This window comes from Rothia sp. HMSC068E02 (assembly GCF_001813565.1).
In the GTDB taxonomy this organism is placed as follows: Bacteria; Actinomycetota; Actinomycetes; order Actinomycetales; family Micrococcaceae; genus Rothia.
In genome coordinates, this window is the sequence record NZ_KV812882.1 from 625,775 (window position 1) to 646,642 (window position 20,868).

Below are 20,868 nucleotides of genomic sequence, written 5' to 3' on the forward strand. Positions count from 1 at the left end.
GCTGCATACGTAGCGCTGGAGGCCTTCAAGCTTGGGCGCGGCGAATCGGGACACCAAAAAGTGCCATATCCCACAGTCTACCGTATAGGTGGGGGTATAGAAGGCTTCGCATTACCCGAACCCGCGCGAATTCGATACAGTTAAGACAGAAAAAACCCAAACGGGGAAGCGTATCCCACCTGATGGATGCGCGGCGCACTCTAGCAACGGCGCTCAGAACTGAGAACCGGCGCCTCCCACGAACGCACAAACGCACGTCACACCAAGACAAAATCACCAGGAGAGTACCATGCGCGTACACATCGCAACCGACCACGCTGGCCTCGAACTGAGCCACTACCTAATCGAGTCCCTCACCGCTGCGGGCTACGAAATGATTGACCACGGCCCCGCCGACTACGACCCGCTGGACGACTACCCCTCGTTCTGCATTAATGCAGCCCTTGGTGTGAAGCGTGACCGCGAGGCTGGCCTGGACTCCCTGGGTATCGTGCTGGGCGGTAGCGGTAACGGCGAGCAGATGGCGGCGAACAAGGTTGATGGTATCCGCGCAGCTCTGGCATGGAACCACGACACCGCGGCACTGGCTCGCGAGCACAACAACGCACAGGTTGTAGCTGTGGGCGGCCGCCAGCACAGCAAGGAAGAAGCACTGGAAATCATCAAGGTCTTCCTGGCTACCCCCTGGACCAACGAGGAGCGTCACGCACGCCGTATCGGCCAGCTGGCTGAGTACGAGCAGACCGGCGACATTGCCGGCAAGCAGATTGACGCTGCCTAAGCTCTAAAATCTGAGGCGCATAGTGCAGGCTATGCGCCTCAGTCGTCTCTGCGCCCCATATAATCCGCACTATTTCTAGCCGCGCTATTTCCAGCCCACAAGTTTTCGAGGAGAACCCGTGCCCGAAGGCCACTCCATCCACCGTATCGCCCGCCAAATCAGCGACGTCTTCACCGGCGAGCGCGTGCAGGTTTCCTCCCCGCAGGGCCGCTACACTGAGGGTGCCGCCCTGCTGGACGGTCACACCATCACCGGGGCATACGCGCACGGTAAGCACCTGTTCGTGACCTTCGAAAACGACCTGACCCTGAACGTGCACCTGGGTATTTACGGTAACTGGAGCTTCGGCGGGGACGAGACGTTCACGGGTGCTTCGAGCATTGGCGCGCCCCGCAAGATTGGTGAGAAGGAATATGCGGCGGGGGAGGAGCAGCCCTACGCCGGTCCTCCCGAACCGAAGAGTACGGTGCGTTGCCGTATTGTTTCGGAGCACGGCTGGGCGGATCTGGTGGGCCCGACTATCTGCCGCACCCTCACCCCGGAGGAGGTGCGCACCGTCCGCTCCAAGCTCGGCCCCGACCCGCTCAACCCGGACGCCGACCCCGAACAGTTCTACCGCGCGGCACGCAAGAGCTCCCGCCCGATTGGTGTGATTTTGATGGACCAGGCGGCAATCTCCGGCGTGGGCAATATCTTCCGCGCCGAGTCGCTGTACCGCCAGGAAATTGACCCGCTACGCCCCGGCAAGAGCCTCAGTGACGAGGAACTGGAGCGACTCTGGGAAGACAATAAACACCTGCTGGTCATTGGCGTGCGCGTGGGGCGCATTATCACCACCGAACCCGAAGACCGCCCCGGCGTACCCGAAACCGAAGCGTGGCCCGACCATGCCAACTACGTGTACATGCACCACGGCGAGCCCTGCCGCCGCTGCGGAACCACCATCCGCATGGAAGAAATTGCCGGCCGTAAACTCTACTGGTGCCCCGGCTGCCAGGTCTGAAAACAGGTCTAAAAACTACTCAAATATTTGACAGCCCAGATGGAACCTCGCTACTATAGTCAAGTTCCATTCCGGGGATGTAGCTTAATGGTAAAGCCTCAGTCTTCCAAACTGATTACGCGGGTTCGATTCCCGTCATCCCCTCGAGATTTAGGGTCTCGACGCTTTCGCGTCGAGGCCCTTTCTTTTTCCCTCGAGGGGATGACGGGAATCCCTTCCGCATGCGGATTTGTTTCCTCGCGCGCTCGGAATCCGCATGCTCCAGCTCGTCATCCCCTCCACCTCGCATCCACACAAAACACCCTACAAAACCAAGGGAGATAGGGGAGTACGCGCTCAGTGGAAATAAACCGCGCACGAGCCGCTGTGTTGGGCATTTAGCGGGAAAACAGGTAAACTAGGGCACTGACTGTGTTAAACACGCAAGTGCGCAACACGGTCGGTTTCACGGGGCGTGGCGTAGCTTGGCTAACGCGCCTGCTTTGGGAGCAGGAGATCGCAGGTTCGAATCCTGTCGCCCCGACGTGAAACGGTTGCCGCGACGCTACAGGGTCGTGGCGCTCTTTCCACTAAGCAACCGCGGCACACACGATTCGTGCCGCACCGAAACTATATGAGGAGATCACGGACGTGAAGACCGCCGTCGAGAAGCTCAACCCGACCCTCGCAAAGATTGAGGTCGAGGTTCCCTTCGCAGAATTCAAGCCCTACCTGGACCGCACCTACAAGAACCTCTCGGGTCAGATCAGCGTTCCCGGCTTCCGCAAGGGTAAGCTGCCCAAGCAGCTCATCGAGCAGCGTGCGGGCTTCGACTACATCGTCGAGGCATCCCTGAACGACGCTCTGAACGACTACTACGCACAGGCACTGGGCGAGAACGAACTCTCCCCCCTGGCACAGCCCGAGCTGGACGTTCAGTCCCAGCCCTCCACTGAGAACCGTGAGGCAGACCTCAAGCTGACCATCACCGTCACCGTCCGCCCCGAAATCGAGCTGCCCAACTACGAGGGCCTCGAGGTTGAGGTTGACGAGGTAGAGGTCACCGCTGAGGACGAGGTTCAGGCACTGGACGCTCTGCGTGAGCGCTTCGGCACCCTGAAGACCGTTGAGCGCCCCGCAGCTGACAAGGACTTCGTGACCATCGACATCGCCGCAGAAATCGACGGCGAGCAGGTAGACGCAGCAAACGACCTGTCCTACCAGATTGGTTCCGGCACCATGCTCGACGGCATCGACGAGGCTCTGACCGGCCTGTCCGCTGGCGAGGACGCAACCTTCGAGACCAAGCTCTCCGGCGGCGAGCACGCAGGCGAGCAGGCTGTCATCAAGGTCAAGCTCTCCGCAGTCAAGGAGCGCGAGCTGCCCGCAGCTGACGACGAGTTCGCACAGCTGGCTTCCGAGTTCGACACCATCGAAGAACTGAAGGAAGACATCAAGAAGCAGGTTGCAGAGGCTAAGGTTGCCGAGCAGGGCACCCAGGCACGCGACAAGGTCCTCGCAAAGCTCGTTGAGCTCGTTGAGATCCCCGTCCCCGAGAAGGTTATCGAGGACCAGCTCGAGCAGCACTTCAACAACCCCAACGCTGAAGCAGGCCACGACACCGAGGAGCACCGCGCCGAGGTTCGCGAGAACACCGAGACCGCATTCAAGAACGAGATGGTTCTCGACGCTGTTGCGGACAAGGAAGAAGTGACCGTTGACCAGGCTGAGATGATCAACTACATCATCACCATGAGCTCCCAGTACGGCATGGACCCCAACCAGTTCGCACAGATGCTGGACGGCTCCGGCCAGGCAGGCGCACTGGTCGGCGAGGTTCGCCGCTCCAAGGCTCTGGCAGCAGTGCTGAAGACCGCAGTGGTCAAGGACACCAAGGGCAACGTTGTTGACCTGTCCAAGTACCTGGGCGAGGGCGAAGAGGCAGCTGCCTAAATCCCGCCACGGTCTGCAAAAAGCCACCCCGCTAGAGGGCGTGCGCTGATTGCTTGAAACGTGTAGCCTCAGCGGGCATCCACCGAATTACCGGTTGGGTGCCCGCTGAGGCTCTTTTTCACCCCAAGTTACTTCGCCCGCAATTCCTCCCCGCAACACCCCGAATGCGCATGCAGGCTCGTCAGTACCGCATATGCTGGGCGCTGTGCTTCACGCTGTGCTTCACCCCCTGGCGAACGAACAACCCGAAGGGAAGCGGGGGAGAGCAACTATCGGTAAGGTAGTAGCAACGAAACTTTTCGCGTGCGCTCCGGCGCGTAAATCGCGCAAAGATGCAGCGAAGACCCATTAGAGAAGAAGAGGAAGAATGTCCAGCTACATGCCTCTGCCCATCGGCGCCTCCCAGGCAGCCGGCGTGGCGCCCGCGCCGTCTATGGCAACCCCCATCGTTGGTGCCCAGGAAGATTACGTCTACAACAGCCTCCTGAAGGAGCGCATTATCTGGCTCGGCTCCGAGGTGCGCGACTCCAACGCCAACCTCATCTGCTCCCAGATGCTGTTGCTCTCGGCTGAAGACCCCGAGGCAGACATCTACCTGTACATCAACTCTCCCGGCGGCTCCGTCACCGCCGGCATGGCTATCTACGACACCATGCAGCTCATCCCGAACGACGTGGTGACCGTGGTGACCGGTATGGCAGCATCCATGGGTCAGTTCCTGCTCACCGCAGGCACCATCGGCAAGCGCTACGCAACCCCGAACGCCCGCATCCTCATGCACCAGCCCCTCGGTGGTATTGGCGGTACCGCATCGGATATCCGCACCCAGGCTGAGCTGATTCTGGACATGAAGAAGCGCCTGGCAGAGATTACCGCTGAGCGCACCGGCAAGAGCCTGGAAACCATCCTGAAGGATAACGACCGCGACAACTGGTTCAACGCGGAAGAGGGCCTGGAGTACGGCTTCTTCGACCACATTGCGACCACCGCCGGTAAGCTGCCCGAATCGAAGAACGCATAAGGGAGATGCACATGAACTACCTGCCGAACGATATCACCACCTCGGCGCCGGCTATGCCGAGCAACCGCTACGTGCTCCCCAGCTTCGAGGAGCGCACCCCCTACGGTTACAAGCGTCAGGACCCGTACGCAAAGCTGTTCGAGGACCGCATCATCTTCCTGGGCACCCAGGTGGACGACGCATCCGCTGACGACATCATGGCTCAGCTGCTGGTGCTGGAGGCACAGGACCCCGAGCGTGACATCACCCTGTACATCAACTCGCCCGGCGGCTCCTTCACCGCAATGACCGCTATCTACGACACCATGCAGTTCATCCGCCCCGAGATCCAGACCGTGTGCCTGGGTCAGGCGGCATCCGCTGCGGCGGTTCTGCTGGCTGCCGGTACCCCCGGCAAGCGTCTGGCACTGCCGAACGCTCGCGTGCTGATTCACCAGCCCGCTCTGAGCGGCCAGCAGGGCGGTCAGGCATCTGACATTGAGATTCACGCGAACGAGGTTATGCGTATGCGTGAGTGGACTGCACAGACCCTGGCGCTGCACTCGGGCAAGACCTACGAGGAAGTTGACCGCTCCATTGAGCGTGACAACATTCTGACTGCGGCTGCTGCTCTGGAGTACGGCCTGGTCGATAAGGTGCTGGAGTCTCGTAAGTTGCGTAAGCCTGCGACCAACACCGCTATTTCCCACACCTAAACTTTAGTTTTGAGGAATATCCCCGAGTATTTTTCGGGGGAGGGGCGGCATTGCCCCGTGTGCGAGCCTTCGGGCTGGTGCGCGGTGCGGTGCCGCTTCTTTTTGTGCACCGTGGGTGTATTTGGTGGGTCTCCGTGTGGTGCTTCAGTAGGTGACTCTGACCTGCACTTTACCCTTGTGAATCACCGTCATATCGGGGTGTGGAAGTTCCTGCCGCCGTCATAAAAGACGCGCTTTGTCATATGCCCGGTAAGTCCGTTCATTTGCGGTGCGTAATTCTTGGTTCCGGGGTGAACTCCGGTAGCCTTAGAAAAGGAGAAAATTCGAGTATTTCATACCGTTTTCTCACTCAAACTAGGGCGCCCACCACCCGCCGGTGCTCCTCCTGAGAAATCACCGCAGACATCAGGTCACTGACCCTTCTGCGCCGATTTCACCACGCCGATCGAAAGGGAATTTTCGTGGCCACAGACGTCATTGTGCCTCCCGAACAGCCCAACGCCAGCATGCGATGCTCCTTCTGCAAGAAGACTCGCGCGCAGGTTTTTAAGATTGTGCTCGGCCCGAATGTTTCTATCTGCGACGAATGCGTGGAGCTGTGCGAAGAGATCCTCGCTGAAGAGCGTCTGAAGGTGAAGGCCCCCGCCGCTGCGCCCGCGCCTCAGCTGGCTACTCCGCGCGAAATTTACAGCTACCTCAACGACTACGTCATCGGTCAGGACGCGGCGAAGCGCACCCTGGCGGTGGCGGTGTACAACCACTACAAGCGCATCCACGATATTGATAACCCGGTGTTGACCTCCCGCATTCTTTCGGCGACCGCGGGGGAGCAAGTGGAGCTGGGCAAGTCGAATATTCTGATGCTCGGCCCGACCGGCTGCGGTAAAACCTACCTGGCGGCAACCCTGGCGAAGAAGCTGGATGTGCCTTTCGCCCTGGTTGACGCAACCACCCTCACCGAGGCGGGTTACGTGGGTGACGACGTGGAGAACATTCTGTTGCGCCTCATTAACGCCGCTGACGGCGATATTGCCAAGGCTCAGCGCGGCATCATCTACATTGACGAAATCGACAAGATTGCCCGCAAGGGTGGCGAGAACCTCTCCATCACCCGTGACGTGTCCGGTGAGGGCGTGCAGCAGGCGCTGCTGAAGATTATCGAGGGCACCGTGGCGACCGTACCCCCGGAGGGCGGCCGCAAGCACCCGGCGCACGCGAACATTGAGATTGATACCTCGAACATTCTCTTCATCGTGGCTGGTGCCTTCGACAATATTGACGACCGCATTGCAGCCCGCGTGGGTGCCGGTGGCATCGGTTTCGGTGCCGAGCTGGGCGGTTCCGTAAAGAACCCGCTGGATCAGATCATGCCCGAGGACCTGGCGCATTACGGCATTATCCCCGAGCTGATTGGTCGCCTGCCGGTCATCTCGACCCTGAGCGAGCTCAACGAAGAAGAGCTGGCTCGCGTGCTGACCGAACCGAAGAACGCGCTGCTCAAGCAGTACCGTCACCTCTTCGCCCTGGACGGCGTGGAACTCATCATCGACGACGCAGCAGTCGCGGCTATTGCGCGCCTCGCCGCCGAACGTGGTACCGGTGCCCGCGGCCTGCGCTCCATGATGGAGCAGATTCTGCAGCCGATTATGTTCGACATCCCGGACCGCACCGACGTGGTGTCTATCGTCATCGGTGAGGACACCGTGCTCAACGGGGCAGAACCCCGCTACGTGCTGCAGGCACCGGACCCCGAGACCACCCGCACCGTGAAGGGGGAGGCGAAGACCGCCTCCCTGAAGGCCGCGAAGGCCGGGCGCAAGGTGGCCTAATCGAATACTTCCGGCCGAAGAGGCCAGGGAATAAAGAAGCCGTCGCCCCGGTTATACGGGGTGACGGCTCACTAGCAGGTGCCGCGCTCAGAAACCGCGGGCTTGGCTGGTGCAGATATTAAAGGTGAACACAGGGTGCCGGGCTGCACGGGCGGTACGCGCATCCGTACAAGAGAGGAACACCCATGGCTGAGAACGCCCCCGCACAGGTTGATTTCTGGTTCGATCCGATTTGCCCCTGGTGCTGGATTACCTCCCGCTGGATTGGCGAGGTGCAGAAGGTCCGCAATATTGAGGTGACCTGGCGTCCCTTCTCCCTGTCCATGCACAACCAGGGCCGCGACCTGCCCGCCGACTACCAGGCAGCGATGGACCGGTCCTGGGCGCCGACCCGCCTCATTACCGCTGTGCGCGAGCTGCACGGCAACGAGGTCATCAAGCCCCTCTACGACGCTCTGGGCGAGCAGATTCACCACAACGACAACAAGGCAGATTCCTACCGCGACGCAATCGTCAAGGCGCTGGAAGAGGTCAACCTGCCCGCAGAGCTGGCGGATGTGGCCTTCACCGACAAGTACGACGAGCAGATGCGCGCTTCTCTGGACCTCGCCCTGAAGACCGTGGGCGGCACCGATGTGGGTGTTCCGCTGATTTCCATTAACGGCACCGCCTTCTTCGGCCCGGTCATCTCCCCGAGCCCTGCCGGTGAAGAGGCCGGTAAGCTCTTCGACGGCGCCCTGGCGCTGGCTTCCTACCCCGGCTTCTTTGAGCTCAAGCGCCCCCGCACCGTGGGCCCGATTTTCCACGGCGAGGACGGCGAAGCCTAAACACAGCGGGAACTGAGGCTCGAAACGCCGGGGACTGAAGCCCCAAGACTCGAAAACCCCGAGCTCGGCAGAGCCCCTCGGCGATAGAGCCTCAACAGAGCATAAAAGTACCGCCCGGTCACACTGACCGGGCGGTAATTTCTGTCTAACGGTGCCGAATTGCCGGATGCGGGTCAGACTTGGCGGCTTCGGTTTTCAGAAACCGTCTTTCGTGCTTTCTGCGCCTTGCGCTGAGCCCTGCGCTCCAGAACCTTCGGGTGCGTCGCGCGCTGCACAATCTTCGTGTCGCGCATGTGGAAGGTGCGGGTCGCGGTGTACTGGACCGCCTCGTCCGAGGTGAACGCCAACATTGCGAACACCGCAACGCCCAGCTGGAAGAAAATCGTGGACAGCGGCAGGGAGTGGTGTCCCCACAGCACGCCGCCGGTAATCGCCATGAAGTTTAGCGCCGTCAGTAGCAGGGCCAGACGGCGAGCCTTGGAGGAGCCGCGCAGCGTGCTCCACAGCAGGAAGAGGTGGGCCGCAGAATAGACGGCTACGAAGCCCACCAACACCGCGCTGGTGATGGTCAGCAGCACGTCGCTATCCACCTGATCGAATAGGCTCAGCAAATCAAGATCGTCGCCGGATCCTTCCTCCAGCAGCTTGGCTCGCAGAGCCGGGCGGCTGAGCGCCAGAATGACGCTGTTGACAATATCGGCGAGGGTCACGGCGATGAGCATACCCGAACCAACCAGCAGACTCAGCGGCATGCGGTACGCCAGGTCGTGCGCGCTGGAGAGGTGAATTTCTTCCTGCTCCTGCGGCTCCAGACCCTCATTGTTCAGCACGATGACCGGGAGCGCGCCGTCCGTGCGGATCGCGTCACCGCCGCCGTTACGGGCGTGGTAGCCGGAGGAAAAATCGTGCAGAATCTCAACGTGAGTTTCCGGGTGGGCGTACTGAATGGACTCCACAATGTAGTCGCGTTCAAAGTCGGTTTCAGCATCGATGCGGTGCGTGACCTGCAGGGTGAAGAAGCTGAAACCCACACCGGAGTCGTAGGTGCCCGCCGCTAACCAATCCACCTGGTGACCACCAGGCAGAAGCCAGCCGTTCGGGGTTTTCCAGAAGCGCACGTGGTGGCGTTTCTCGGGGTTGCCGTCCACTTCCTTCTGGTAGGCGAAAGCCTGCGTCTTACCAAAAATTTTTAGCGGGGAGACCGGCGCCTCCGCGTAGGAACGGCGGGTGATGGTGGAGATAATAATCTTCCACGAGGAGACGAGGGTGACGTCGTCAGCACGGGTCCAGCCTGCATCCTGCATGACCTGGTGAATCTGCTCCTCGGTACCAATCAGGCCGATATTGACCGGGTCGCCGAGCAGGCCGTCCGGGGTGCGGGTGCGCCCAATGAAGTAATCGGGCACGTAGATGCGGGTCATGATGGCGTGAAAACGCGGTAGCGTCAGGTACGCGGTGACCGCCCAGAAGATAAAGGCGATGGGCACGCCCCAAAAAGAGTGGCCGACCGTATTCGCCAGAATCATGAAGGTCAGCACGAGGGCGGCGACGCCGGCGAAGATAAAGAAGAGAGTGTCCCAGAAATCAACCCAGAAGCTACGCGGCACGAGGTCTTGCGCCGCACCGCGCGTGTCAATATCGCCACGGTAAACCGGTGGCGAGGTAACTGGGGGAGCAACATCGCTACGTATAGGCCGCAGGACGCGTTTTTGGTGGGACATTCCCGCCCTTTCTGCAACATAGTTAGGGTCTTTGAATATCCATAACTATAGCAAGGGGCAGGTTATGTGAAGTACGCATTCCGGGCAGGGCTTAATCGCTTGGCTCGATAGCCCCGCCGCAGAAAAACGCGGTACAACGCGGAGTGCTGGCGTTGCCGCGCGAAAGAAATAAAGGGTGACCCTACTCGGGGAGGGGCTTAGCCTCCACAGCGGCGCGTGCCGCCGCAATAGAGCTTTCGTGGTGCAGCATGTCGCGGCTTTCACGCATGAGGCGCACCCACTTGCGGGTCAGTTCCTCAAGTTGCTGAGCGGTCAACGAACCGGAGGCGATGCTCGCCTCATCGGCGGCGGCGCTGGTGGAAATGTGCTGATGCCACAGGTCGTACACTTCGTTGGTGTAGCTGTCACGTAGTGCCCGGGCGTGTTCGCGTGCCTGGCTGATGTATTCGTTCAGGCTTGCGTGGTAGTGCTGAAGTTGATCGGGGGAAATGTTTGCTTGCGCTCCTGGCGGTGAGCTCGGGGTTGAGCTCTGCCTCGCCTGGGGTTTGTTCGGTAATCCGGAAGAGGATGAGTATGAATTCATGAGGATATGGGGTGCGCCTACTTTGGCGCGGGTCAGAGTCAGGACGCATCGCTGCGCCTGACGGGTGGTTTATTGTCGTGCGGTTGGTCGGGGTATGTCTTGCTCGTACCGGTGATTTGTCTGTTGCTGAAGTTGAATAGAGGGTTGTTCCCGATGGTAAAACCCTCGCATCAACAATCATACATAAAGTGACAGTCAATCTCATAAGGTTGATTATGCTCTTTGCACATTGATGAACAGAAAAAGGGATTGAAAATCCCACATAATCCCTACAGAACAGCAGACTAAAACCCACATTATTGGGGGAGGAGGTTGTGAAGGTGCTAGGGATGGGTACGGGCACCCGCGGGTACCGAATGTGTAAAGCCTCTAGTCAGAGTCGTAAAAGCGCCATACAAAGCACCGCCCGCAGTCGAGCATCACGCTCTCCGGGTACCTTGCCTGCAGAAACCAACGAACCGCAGACACAGAAAACGGGGCGGTACCGTCAATCGGTACCGCCCCGTCCTCAACACCAACTCGGTGTTATGTCACTAAGCAATGAACGTTAGATTCGATTACTCAGCTGCTTCTTCCACAACGAGTACAACGTCGCGAACCTCCAGCTCGCCCTCAGCCGCCACCAGGGACAGCTCACGAGCGTTACCGGCAGCCTTCAAATCAGCCATGCCAGCGGCAATGCGATCCAGCTGAGCCTGGGGAGCCGCAATAGTTGCGGACTCAACCTCGGTGCGCTGCTTAACCTTCGCGTCGCTCTTAGCCTTACGCAGGCCACCCAGAGCCTCAGCAACATCCGGCAGGATCTGCTTCAGCGACTCAATCTGAGCCGGGTCAGCGTCCGCCAGGACCCACTGAGCAGAAATGCCAGCAGTCGGGTTCTGTGCAGAGTACTCAGCCAGCAGGGTACCCTCCAGAATGGGCAGTGCCTGCGGCCACTCGGCGCGGTGCACGCTACCTGCACGCCACCAGGACCAAATCTCTTCGGTCACGAACGGCAGGAAGGGTGCGAACAGGCGCAACAGAGCATCCAGGGTGGTTGCCAGCGCGGCCAGAACAGAAGCCTGCTCCTGCTCGCCGCGAGCACCGTACGCACGGTCCTTGATCAGCTCAACGAAGTCGTCGGTGAAGGACCAGAAGAAGCTCTCGCAAATCTGCAGGGCACGAGCGTACTCGTACTTCTCGAACGCTGCGGTTGCTTCCTCAATCAGGTACGCCAGGCGAGCCAGCAGGGAGCGGTCCAGGGCGTTGATCAGCACGCGACCCTGAGCCTGAGAAGTGATCACGGACTTCTCGGTAGCGCCCAGGTTCAGCACGAACTTGGATGCGTTCAGCAGCTTGATGGCAAGGCGGCGGCCAATCTTCATCTGGCCTTCGTCGTAGGCGGTGTCAGCACCCAGGCGAGCCGAAGCAGCCCAGTAGCGCACAGCGTCCGAACCGTACTTCTCCAGAACCTCGTTGGGGACCACAACGTTGCCCTTGGACTTGGACATCTTCTTGCGGTCCGGGTCGAGAATCCAGCCGGAGAGCGCGGTGTTGTACCACGGCACGGAGGACGCCAGGGTCTCCGCGCGAACAGCGGTGGAGAACAGCCAGGTACGGATAATGTCGTGACCCTGCGGGCGCAGATCCATGGGGAAGGTCTTCGCGTGCAGGTCCGGGTTCACACCCCAGCCGGTCGCAATCTGCGGGGTCAGGGAGGAGGTAGCCCAGGTGTCCAGAACGTCCGGGTCGGCGATGAAGCCGCCCGCTACGCCGCGCTGATCCTCGGTGTAACCGGGAGCAGCCTGAGATGCGGGGTCAACCGGCAGCATCTCTTCGGTCGGCAGAATCGGGTTCTCGTAGTCCGGCTCGCCCTCAGCGTCCAGCGGGTACCAGACGGGGAAGGGAACGCCGAAGAAGCGCTGGCGAGAAATCAGCCAGTCGCCATTCAGACCCTCAACCCAGTTCTCGTAGCGGCTACGCATGAAGGAGGGGTACCAGTTCATCTCACGGCCGCGCTCGATGAGCTTCTCGCGGCGTGCAGCGTCACGGCCACCGTTGCGGATGTACCACTGACGGGAAGCAACGATTTCGAGGGGCTTGTCACCCTTCTCGTAGAACTTCACGGGGTGGGTAATCGGCTTGGGGTCGCCGTCCATTTCGCCAGCCTCAACCAGCATTTCCACGACGGTCTTCTGTGCGGTGAAGACGGTGGTGCCAGCCATACGCTCGTAGCGCTCGCGGCCCTCAGCGGAGGTGATCCACTCGGGGGTTTCGCGGGAGAAACGGCCGTCGCGACCGATGAGGGCGCGGGTGTCCAGCTGCAGTTCACGCCACCAGGTGACGTCGGTGGTGTCACCGAAGGTACAGATCATGGCGATACCGGCACCCTTGTCGGGCTGTGCCAGCGGGTGCGCCTTAATTTCGACCTCAACGCCGAACAGCGGGGAGGTGACGGTGGTGCCGAACAGCGGCTTGTAACGCTCGTCGTCCGGGTGCGCCACGAGAGCCACACAGGAGGGCAACAGCTCGGGGCGGGTGGTCTCAATCCAGACCTTCTCGCCGTTGGGGCGGTGGAAGCTGATGCGGTGGTACGCGCCGGGGCGTTCCTTGTCTTCCAGCTCAGCCTGTGCCACTGCGGTGCGGAAAGTGACGTCCCACATGGTGGGGGCTTCTGCCATGTAGGCGTTGCCTGCTTCCAGGTCCTTCAGGAAGGCGAGCTGGGAGACCTTGCGGGAGTGTGCGTCGATGGTGCGGTAGGTACGCGACCAGTCAACGGACAGACCCAGGGTGGTGAAGAGGTTTTCGAAGACCTTCTCGTCTTCAACCGCGAGCTCTTCACAGAGTTCAATGAAGTTGTTGCGGGAGATACGCGGCCACTTTGCCTGGCTGCGGTCGGGCTTGGGGGTGCCGTCTGCCTTCCAGATGATCAGGTCACGGAAGGAGTCGTTGTCTGCCACGGAGGGGTCGCAGAGAACGCCGTAGTAGTTCTGAACGCGGCGTTCGGTGGGCAGGCCGTTGTCATCCCAGCCGAGGGGGTAGAACACGTTCTTGCCGGTCATGCGCTGGTAGCGTGCAATGACGTCGGTCTGGGTGTAGGAGAACATGTGACCCACGTGCAGGGAGCCGGATGCGGTCGGCGGCGGGGTGTCAATGGAGTAGACCTGTTCGCGAGTGGTGTTCTCGTCGAATGCGTAGGTCTTCTCGTCGGCCCAGCGCTGCGAGAGCTTCTCTTCGAGGCCTTCGAGGGCGGGGCGGTCGGGAACGTTAATCTGTACGGGCGAGTCTGAGCCCAAAATGTTTTCAGCCATAACGGCTATTTTCTCATATTCACGGCATTCTCTCAGCTCCAGGGGAATTCTGCGCCGCACCGTGCTGTTCGTACCGCTCGATGGCGGCTTCTAGGCGCGCCAGGAGGTGCCGGTACCGGCTCACAAATTGTGCCCTGCGCACTGCGGCGCGTACCCCGCCGGAGGCGGTGAGCTCCTGCCAGCTGGCGGGGTCGAGGTAGCTCTGCCCGAGCAGTAGGTGAACTTCGGAACTGTAGGGGAGTCCGGTGGTGGCACGGATGCTGCGCGCCCGCTGCTGGAGGGTGCGGCGCTGCTCTTTAAGGTCGGTGATGTGCTGGTGCGGTGTTGCTGTCATGTGGAGGCTCCCTATATGAGGAGTAATTGGCGATTCAGTGACAAACTCGGTGGAAACGGTAATGGGGGAGAGACCCCCTAATATTGCTGCCCCTGATTACCTGCAGTGTATGCGCGAAAATCTGCAGTATCAATGCCCACGAATCCTTCTCAGCAGAGCGGGCGCGGCGTAGACTGAAGATACACGACCTTTGAGGAGTTGCCAATGAGTTCTCTGAGTATTTTTGGTTTGGGCACGTCTGAAACCGTTCTGCTGATACTGCACCTGGTGCTGGTTGCGTTGTGCGTCTGGCATTTGACGGTGCGTAGCGGTTACGGTGAGGCGCGTATGCGTTTCGTACTGCCTCTGATTGCGTTCATGCCCGGTGCCGCGATTCTCTATCTCATGTCTGCACGCGAGGGTACGGTTCCCCCGGACACCGTGAAGACCGGTAGTAGCTCGCCCGTGTACTTTGAGCACCGCCTCGGATTCCGTGACGGCGGCAGGAGCCGCTGGGGTCTGCCGCGCCGCCGCAAGTAGCACGGGTGATGGTGTCTGTATCGTTTGTTCTGAACGGCGGCGGGTACCTATCTCACTATCGAAAATTTCAAAATATATGCCCGCGAGTCTGCTCGAACAGAGCACCCGCGGGCATCACTCTACTAGGATTAAAGTATGACTGAGAACACCCACATTCCTGCATCTCCTTTTCTTCCCACGACCGGCGTCGGCAAAGTTGCCGTGGTGACCGGCGCGTCCAGCGGAATTGGTCGAGCTACCGTGCATCAGCTGGTTGCCACCGGGTGGACGGTGTACGCTCTGGCTCGCCGCACCGACCGTCTTTACACCCTGCAGCAGGAGACCGGGGCGCATCCGGTCACCTGCGACGTAACCAACGAGACCGCCGTTGCTTTTGCCGCCGAGCAGATCCTGGGTGAGCAGGGAACCGTTGACGCCCTGGTCAATATTGCCGGGGGAGCCATCGGCCTGGATCCCGTCTCGGAGGGTAAGCCTGAAGATTACCTGCAGATGTACCGCATGAACGTGCTGGGAATCCTGAATACGGTCCGTGCCTTCAGCGGGGCACTGCGCCAGAATGGTCACGGCACGATTCTGAATCTGACCTCCACCGCTGCCGAGCACGGCTACGAGGGCGGCGCCGGATACAACGCGGCGAAGTTCGGCGCTCGCGGCCTGACCGAGGCGCTCCGCCTGGAAGAAGCGGAACATAACGTTCGCGTGATTGAGATTTGCCCGGGCATGGTGCACACCGAGGAGTTCTCCCTAAATCGTCTGGGTTCTAAGGAAGCTGCAGAGCGCGTCTACGCGGGCGTTGAGAAGCCGCTAACCGCCGAGGATGTAGCGCAGACCGTGACCTTTGCGTTGAACGTTCCGCACCACGTGAACCTTGACCGCATTACGATTCGCCCGGTGGCGCAGCCGAGCCAGTTCAAGGTGATTCGCAAGGAGAGCTAAGCTTTGTGCTCTTGCGTCCGCTGATGCGGGGGTAACTTGCCTCGCCTGCATTCCTGATTCTTAGGATGCGGGCGAGGCTTTTTGTTTGTACGCGGGGAGGTCTGTGGCTTGTGTGGAGCTTTGATCCGGGTGCCAAGCGGGGCGGGAATAGGTGGGGGAGAGGTATCAAGGAGTACTTGATGGAACTATAAAGTGGTACGTGAGACTTTAAGGTTCACCATGGTGAAATAGTTGGGGTGAAATCATCTATGGAAAGTATTATATTTTCTTCAAATGCAATCAAAATGTAGGGTTACCGGTGTTCACATGTCAGTATATGACCACAAAACACCATAATTGGTCTGTAATAACCCTCAACTTGAGGGGTGGTTTTATAACGATTTCATTACAGTTACTTAAAGCAGGCATTAAGAGGGCAGAAGACTCAGAGTTGGGTGTTAGCCTTTTAGCAGTCACACCCATGTGTGAATCTGCGCGCCCCTCAAAGACGGAGGCACACCGCGTAGGTTCACCACCGATAATTCAGAGATCGAGGAAAAATGTCGAAGACTACCCGTCGCGTTTACAAGATCGCAGCTGCGGCAGCTTTTACCGCTGGTTCTGTGGCAGCAATCCCGGCAACCTTTGCGGCAGAAGCACCCGCCGATCAGCAGCAGCAGGTTGTTGATCAGAAGGCATCTTCTCAGACTTCTTCCCTGCCCGGCGGCAACGCAACCGAGACTCCCAAGGCTGAGGCTCCTAAGACTGAAGCACCTAAGGCTGAGGCAACCGAGGCTCCCAAGGCAGAGACTCCTAAGACTGAGGCTACCGAGGCTCCCAAGGCAGAGGCTCCTACCCCCACTGCTCCGGCAACCGAAGCTCCCAAGGCTGAGGCTCCGAAGACCGAAGCACCCAAGGCTGAGACCCCTGCCCCCACCGCTCCTGCAACCGAGGCACCTAAGGCTGAAGTACCCAAGACCGAAGCTCCTAAGGCTGAGGCTACCGAGGCTCCTAAGGCTGACGCAACCGAGACCCCCAAGGCTGAGACCCCCAAGGCTGAGGCAACCGAGGCTCCCAAGGCTGAAACCCCCAAGGCAGAGACTCCTGCCCCCACTGCTCCTGCAACCCCTGAGCCGACCACCCCCTCCACCCCGGCTCCCGAGGCAAAGCAGGCTGATCCCTCCGTCGTTATTGAGAATGCTCACTTCCCCGGTGATGCACAGTTCAACACCGTGAACGTTGTTGGCACCGGCTTCTACGGTGAGAAGGTTGGTCCCGGCGTTCAGGTCAGCATCTACGCACTGGATGCGAACAAGCAGGTCACCGGCGATGCTATCGCTACCGTTTCCGTGTCTGCAGACCAGATTCAGGACGGCTCCTTCAAGACCGCGTTCACCGTTGAGGCAAGCAAGCTGCCCGCAGGCGCATCCTACGCTCTGGTTGCTGTCAGCAACCCGCAGGGTCAGCCCGATCAGAAGCTCGTAGCTCTCTCCTCCTTCAAGGTCACCGATTCCGCTTCTCCCGAAGCTCCGAAGACCGAAGAGACCCCCGCCCCTGAAGCTCCCAAGCCTGAGAATCCCAAGGCTGACGAGACTCCCGCTCCCGTAACCCCGGCACCCGAGGCTCCCAAGACTGAGGCCCCCAAGGAAGAAACTCCTGCTCCGGAAGCCCCCAAGGCTGAGACCCCCAAGGCTGACGAGACCCCTGCTCCTGAGGCTCCCGCAGCACCCGAGAACGCAACCCTCACCACCGAGGACGCTTCCCTGAACCCGAACGATCAGTACAACGTCCTGACCTTCAACGGCTCCGGCTTCACCCACGAGTCCGTCGCTAACGGTGTGCAGATCGCTATCTTCCGCCTGGATGCAAACGGCAACATCACCGGCGACGCTCTGGCAACCCACGACGTACCCGCTTCTGAAATCGTGAACGGCACCTTCCGCGTCAAGGTCAGCGTTCTTGCTGAACTGCTGCAGCCCGGTTACGCATACGCAATGGTGGCAACCAGCGACCCCAACGGCCCGGTACACCAGGTGGCAGTCACCACCGCTACCGTGAGCGATGCGAACAACCCCGCACCGACCCTGCCGGCAGCTACCGAGGACGAGAACACCACCGTTCGCGATAACGGCGACGGCACCACCAGCGTCTTCACCGCTGAAATGCGCGAAGACGGTTCGGTTGTCGTAACCGAGACCCGCATGCCTTCTTCTCAGGCACCCAAGGCTAAGGTTGGCAACGCTTCTGCTGCTACCTCCTCTAGCTCCAAGGGTCACACTGTAGGTGTCTCCGGCACCAAGGGTTCGTCTTCGACCTCTTCTTCCTCTTCGAAGCAGCAGCTGGCTCACACTGGTGCTGAGGGCGTTGCAGGTATCGCTGGCGTTGGTGCCGCAGCTCTAATTGCTGGTGCTGCACTGATGCTCCTGCGCCGCCGCAGCCTCTAATAGCTCAGCCTCTATAGGCTAGGCTCTGAATATCTGATACTCGCCGCAAGGTGAGTGATTCAAGTGCCGTCAATACTCTTTCTAGAGTATTGACGGCACTTTTGCGTGCCAGTAGTTTTGTTGAGCTGTTCTTTGGATCTGGGGGTAGTTGTGTGTGGCAAGGTGTGTGCGGCAAGCGGGGTGAGAGGGGGGCTCTTCCGTATTGGGGGTGCAGACTGACGTAACGGAATGATTTTGTCGACTTATTTTGTGCGTGGTTATTGGTACGCACGCTTTTAATCAATGTGCGGGAAAAGGCGCTGTGACCTGCATTTTTTCACTTAAAAGAAATAAATTAAATGCATGAATGTGCAGAATATTTTTATCTCAAATCCATTAAAACTGCATATGCATGCAATAAAACCTTGAACCTCAAGGGAGAGTTGAAAAATTTCGCCTAGTCCATGCAATTTGAGTGCTCTTGATACTGTTCCGGAGAGTAAAAAATATTCCATGTGGGTTATTGCACAAGAAAATAGTCAGGACGTAAAGCGTATTTACAGCAATAACCTAAAAAGTATTGTTAGTGTGGAATTACCGATAAATAGAGCGATTCCCTTCGCGGCAACTTCCACCATTACATGAATGTTATGACTAGTCCGTGCGTTATAGCGTTCATTCCTGAAGAGGTACCCAACCATCTTCAATCCGTGGCACCCTCCGGAGGGTATCGTTCACACTCACAGAAGAAGGTGTGTTTCATGCCCGAACCCGCTCACTCAAAAACCCGAGCAACAGCCGCTATTGCTGCTTCCGTCCTGTCCGTCACCGGTGTTGGTGCTGCGCACGCAGATGTGCAGGTGCAGAATACCGGCGGAATGGCTTCACCGACTGCGGTGGAACTCGACAATCCTCCCTCCGCTGTAAACGCAACCCCCATCGAAAACGTTGCTACCCAGAACTCCCCGCAGGTGTACGTCGAGCAGGGTGTTGTCATTAACCCCGCGCGCTCCCAGAGCATTACCGTCACCGGTGAAGGCTTCACCGGCGGTGCCGTTGAACGTTACGGTGTGGCGGTGTACGTGAGCGAATACCGCCAGTACCCCCTCTACGCGTTGGGGCGCGGTTCCGCAGTGACGATGACCCTCGTGCCCGAACTCGATGTGGACGGTGGCCGCTTCAGCACCCAGTTGACCCTGCCCGCAGGTACCCTCGACCCCAACCAGCAGTACGTTGTCGCAACTGCCGTGGTTGACCCTGCCAAGGGCTACGCGACGGAGGATCCCTCCTACAACTCCTCCGCACCCCTGGAGCTGCTGCCCGCAAATACTCAGGATGAGCCGCTCAATGCTCAGATTCTTTCGGGGCAGCTGGAAATCCCGCAGGATAAGAACCTTGTCGTCTACAAGGTCACCGGTCTGGGTGAGGCGCAGGCTTTTGAAGTCATGACCTACACCTACGCCCTGGATAGCCAGGGTAACCGCATCCTGCTCGCTGCCTCTCCCGCGCGTGCCGACGTTATGAACGGCACCCTCCTGGACGGCATTGAAGTGCCCGGATCCAGGCTGGAAGAAGTGCAGGCTGTTCACGAAGACCTGCGCTACGTGCTGAGCATTGAGGTTGCGCCCTCTGCCGCTAATGGTTACACCGCCCAGGAAGTTGAGGTTCCCTTCATGAATGGTTGGAATGCACAGAATGGCTCCGCTCCGGTTGCTACCGCTGAGCGTGCAATGGCGGAGCAGGCACAGTTCGAGAAGAAGCAGCCTGCAGAGGAAGCGCAGCCCGCGCAGAACGCCCAGGCTGATTCTGAGCAGGTAGTTGCCGTGAGCCTCGCCGAGAAGTTCGACCACGTATTGCCCGAGGATGACCTGCGCCGCCACTACAGCCTGCCGCGCAATACCGTCTTTGACCGCGTCCACGACACCACTAAAGAACAGAACAACACCTCTAACCCCGTGATGACCGCCCGCCTGCACGTAGAAGAAACCGTAGTTCCTGAAAACGACTCAGCTAAGACCCTGACCCTGCGTGGCGAGGGCTTCACCGGTGTCAGCTCGGTACACCTGATGGTTAGTGCTGTCGACGAATACGGTGTGGCAATCGGCGGCGTGATTGCTTCGGCTGATGTCTCTGAGATTGATGCCTCCGGTGCTTTCACTGCCCAGGTGCAGATTCCTGGCTCGGCACTCAAGCCCGGCACTACCTACCGTGTGAGTGCTGTGGCGGAGGATGAGCAGGGTACTGTGCGCATGGTCAATGGCGGCTTTACTGTCGAACGCGATGGCGTGGATAGCCAGCCCGCAGCCCCCCTGCCCACTACCCCTGAGCAGGATGCGCCCACTGTCGAGGCTCCCGCAGCCGACACTCCCGCGGTCGAGACTCCCGCGGTCGATGCTTCGGTGCCTACTGAGCCTGCGGCTGATCAGGCTTCTGCTACCGAGCAGAAAGCGGGGGAGAGCGGCGCTGAGCAGAAGAATGACGCTCCGGCTAGTGATCAGGGTGCTCCCGCGCAGAATGTCCCTGCACAGAACGCCTCTGCACAGAAGGTTGAAGCGCAGAAGGGCAACGCGCAGAAGGCCGAAGCACAGGCATCTGGCTCCCAGAAGGTTGCCTCCGGTGCCCAGCAGAAGCGCGAGCAGTTGGCGGCTACCGGCGCCTCCAATATGTTGGTCATTAGTGCCGCTGGATCGCTGTCACTGCTTGCCGGTATGCGTTTGAGCCGCCGTCGCCGTAGTGAGATGCAGCTCAGTTCTCGCCGCTAAAACGGGGTAATTATTGCCCCACTAGGCAAAATACGCATATAGATGTAGGGATGTCCGAAATGCAAGATTCGGGCGCCCCTACATCTTTAACTTTTTCTAAGGTTATACCTATAATTTAGAGTGCTGTCATAGACGGTACTATCACTCTTTACCACCTCGTTCACCCGAGGTGAGGAGTCGCTGTGAAGCGCCTCCGGTCACCGATATCAGAGAACCGTTATTCTGCGCCTACT

Annotated in this window: 15 protein-coding genes and 2 tRNA genes; 13 read left to right on the forward strand and 4 right to left on the reverse strand. The window is 59.5% G+C overall.

Features of this window, described 5'->3' with window-relative positions; translation table 11 throughout:
• The first annotated feature begins 289 nt into the window (after positions 1 to 289).
• The 9 genes from HMPREF2919_RS04205 (at position 290) to HMPREF2919_RS04245 (ending at position 8,088) form a co-directional block, all read left to right on the forward strand.
• Complete coding sequence (locus HMPREF2919_RS04205; RefSeq protein WP_005505713.1) at positions 290 to 781, forward strand: ribose-5-phosphate isomerase; 492 nt, start codon at positions 290 to 292, stop codon at positions 779 to 781.
• Between the two features lie 118 nt (positions 782 to 899).
• Positions 900 to 1,784, forward strand: coding sequence for an Fpg/Nei family DNA glycosylase (locus tag HMPREF2919_RS04210; RefSeq protein ID WP_012903379.1), 885 nt, complete (start codon positions 900 to 902; stop codon positions 1,782 to 1,784).
• Positions 1,785 to 1,857: 73 nt separating this feature from the next.
• Positions 1,858 to 1,928, forward strand: a tRNA-Gly gene (locus tag HMPREF2919_RS04215).
• A gap of 304 nt (positions 1,929 to 2,232) precedes the next feature.
• Positions 2,233 to 2,307, forward strand: a tRNA-Pro gene (locus HMPREF2919_RS04220).
• A 107-nt stretch (positions 2,308 to 2,414) separates the two neighbouring features.
• Positions 2,415 to 3,716, forward strand: a complete 1,302-nt coding sequence (tig, locus tag HMPREF2919_RS04225) for a trigger factor (RefSeq protein WP_049345618.1) — start codon at positions 2,415 to 2,417, stop codon at positions 3,714 to 3,716.
• A gap of 367 nt (positions 3,717 to 4,083) precedes the next feature.
• Positions 4,084 to 4,737, forward strand: a complete 654-nt coding sequence (locus tag HMPREF2919_RS04230; RefSeq protein WP_005505718.1) for an ATP-dependent Clp protease proteolytic subunit — start codon at positions 4,084 to 4,086, stop codon at positions 4,735 to 4,737.
• A gap of 5 nt (positions 4,738 to 4,742) precedes the next feature.
• Positions 4,743 to 5,432, forward strand: a complete 690-nt coding sequence (locus HMPREF2919_RS04235) for an ATP-dependent Clp protease proteolytic subunit (RefSeq protein ID WP_012903382.1) — start codon at positions 4,743 to 4,745, stop codon at positions 5,430 to 5,432.
• 461 nt (positions 5,433 to 5,893) lie between these two features.
• The gene (gene clpX / locus HMPREF2919_RS04240) at positions 5,894 to 7,261 is read left to right on the forward strand and encodes an ATP-dependent Clp protease ATP-binding subunit ClpX (RefSeq protein ID WP_065425265.1); all 1,368 of its coding nucleotides are present in this window, start codon (positions 5,894 to 5,896) and stop codon (positions 7,259 to 7,261) included.
• A 185-nt stretch (positions 7,262 to 7,446) separates the two neighbouring features.
• Positions 7,447 to 8,088: a DsbA family oxidoreductase gene (locus HMPREF2919_RS04245; protein ID WP_049345615.1), complete on the forward strand. Its 642-nt coding sequence runs from the start codon at positions 7,447 to 7,449 to the stop codon at positions 8,086 to 8,088.
• Positions 8,089 to 8,261: 173 nt separating this feature from the next.
• Here HMPREF2919_RS04245 and HMPREF2919_RS04250 read toward each other — a convergent pair whose 3' ends face one another.
• The 4 genes from HMPREF2919_RS04250 to HMPREF2919_RS04265 form a co-directional block, all read right to left on the reverse strand.
• On the reverse strand, positions 8,262 to 9,809 hold the full coding sequence (locus tag HMPREF2919_RS04250; protein WP_049352416.1) for an LssY C-terminal domain-containing protein: 1,548 nt from the start codon (positions 9,807 to 9,809) through the stop codon (positions 8,262 to 8,264).
• Positions 9,810 to 9,990: 181 nt separating this feature from the next.
• Positions 9,991 to 10,197 carry a hypothetical protein gene (locus HMPREF2919_RS04255; protein WP_049349110.1) on the reverse strand — a complete coding sequence of 69 codons (207 nt, stop codon included), beginning with the start codon at positions 10,195 to 10,197 and terminating at the stop codon, positions 9,991 to 9,993.
• A 752-nt stretch (positions 10,198 to 10,949) separates the two neighbouring features.
• Complete coding sequence (valS, locus tag HMPREF2919_RS04260; RefSeq protein ID WP_070666387.1) at positions 10,950 to 13,682, reverse strand: valine--tRNA ligase; 2,733 nt, start codon at positions 13,680 to 13,682, stop codon at positions 10,950 to 10,952.
• A 19-nt stretch (positions 13,683 to 13,701) separates the two neighbouring features.
• On the reverse strand, positions 13,702 to 14,016 hold the full coding sequence (locus HMPREF2919_RS04265) for a hypothetical protein (RefSeq protein ID WP_049342078.1): 315 nt from the start codon (positions 14,014 to 14,016) through the stop codon (positions 13,702 to 13,704).
• 204 nt (positions 14,017 to 14,220) lie between these two features.
• Here HMPREF2919_RS04265 and HMPREF2919_RS04270 point away from each other — a divergent pair, with 204 nt between their 5' ends.
• The 4 genes from HMPREF2919_RS04270 (at position 14,221) to HMPREF2919_RS04285 (ending at position 20,635) form a co-directional block, all read left to right on the forward strand.
• On the forward strand, positions 14,221 to 14,535 hold the full coding sequence (locus tag HMPREF2919_RS04270; RefSeq protein WP_049342077.1) for a hypothetical protein: 315 nt from the start codon (positions 14,221 to 14,223) through the stop codon (positions 14,533 to 14,535).
• A gap of 135 nt (positions 14,536 to 14,670) precedes the next feature.
• Complete coding sequence (locus HMPREF2919_RS04275) at positions 14,671 to 15,471, forward strand: SDR family oxidoreductase (protein ID WP_070615890.1); 801 nt, start codon at positions 14,671 to 14,673, stop codon at positions 15,469 to 15,471.
• Positions 15,472 to 16,010: 539 nt separating this feature from the next.
• Positions 16,011 to 17,894, forward strand: coding sequence for an LPXTG cell wall anchor domain-containing protein (locus tag HMPREF2919_RS04280; protein ID WP_070666390.1), 1,884 nt, complete (start codon positions 16,011 to 16,013; stop codon positions 17,892 to 17,894).
• A 740-nt stretch (positions 17,895 to 18,634) separates the two neighbouring features.
• Positions 18,635 to 20,635: an adhesin gene (locus HMPREF2919_RS04285; RefSeq protein WP_070666392.1), complete on the forward strand. Its 2,001-nt coding sequence runs from the start codon at positions 18,635 to 18,637 to the stop codon at positions 20,633 to 20,635.
• Positions 20,636 to 20,868: the final 233 nt, after the last annotated feature.

Coding starts and splice junctions, on each gene's coding strand:
- HMPREF2919_RS04205 (WP_005505713.1), top strand. CDS start 290: ATGCGCGTACACATCGCAACCGACCACGCTGGCCTCGAACTGAGCCAC.
- HMPREF2919_RS04250 (WP_049352416.1), bottom strand. CDS start 9,809: ATGTCCCACCAAAAACGCGTCCTGCGGCCTATACGTAGCGATGTTGCT.
- HMPREF2919_RS04280 (WP_070666390.1), top strand. CDS start 16,011: ATGTCGAAGACTACCCGTCGCGTTTACAAGATCGCAGCTGCGGCAGCT.
- HMPREF2919_RS04245 (WP_049345615.1), top strand. CDS start 7,447: ATGGCTGAGAACGCCCCCGCACAGGTTGATTTCTGGTTCGATCCGATT.
- HMPREF2919_RS04270 (WP_049342077.1), top strand. CDS start 14,221: ATGAGTTCTCTGAGTATTTTTGGTTTGGGCACGTCTGAAACCGTTCTG.
- HMPREF2919_RS04235 (WP_012903382.1), top strand. CDS start 4,743: ATGCACATGAACTACCTGCCGAACGATATCACCACCTCGGCGCCGGCT.
- HMPREF2919_RS04275 (WP_070615890.1), top strand. CDS start 14,671: ATGACTGAGAACACCCACATTCCTGCATCTCCTTTTCTTCCCACGACC.
- HMPREF2919_RS04230 (WP_005505718.1), top strand. CDS start 4,084: ATGTCCAGCTACATGCCTCTGCCCATCGGCGCCTCCCAGGCAGCCGGC.
- HMPREF2919_RS04285 (WP_070666392.1), top strand. CDS start 18,635: ATGCCCGAACCCGCTCACTCAAAAACCCGAGCAACAGCCGCTATTGCT.
- HMPREF2919_RS04265 (WP_049342078.1), bottom strand. CDS start 14,016: ATGACAGCAACACCGCACCAGCACATCACCGACCTTAAAGAGCAGCGC.
- valS (WP_070666387.1), bottom strand. CDS start 13,682: ATGGCTGAAAACATTTTGGGCTCAGACTCGCCCGTACAGATTAACGTT.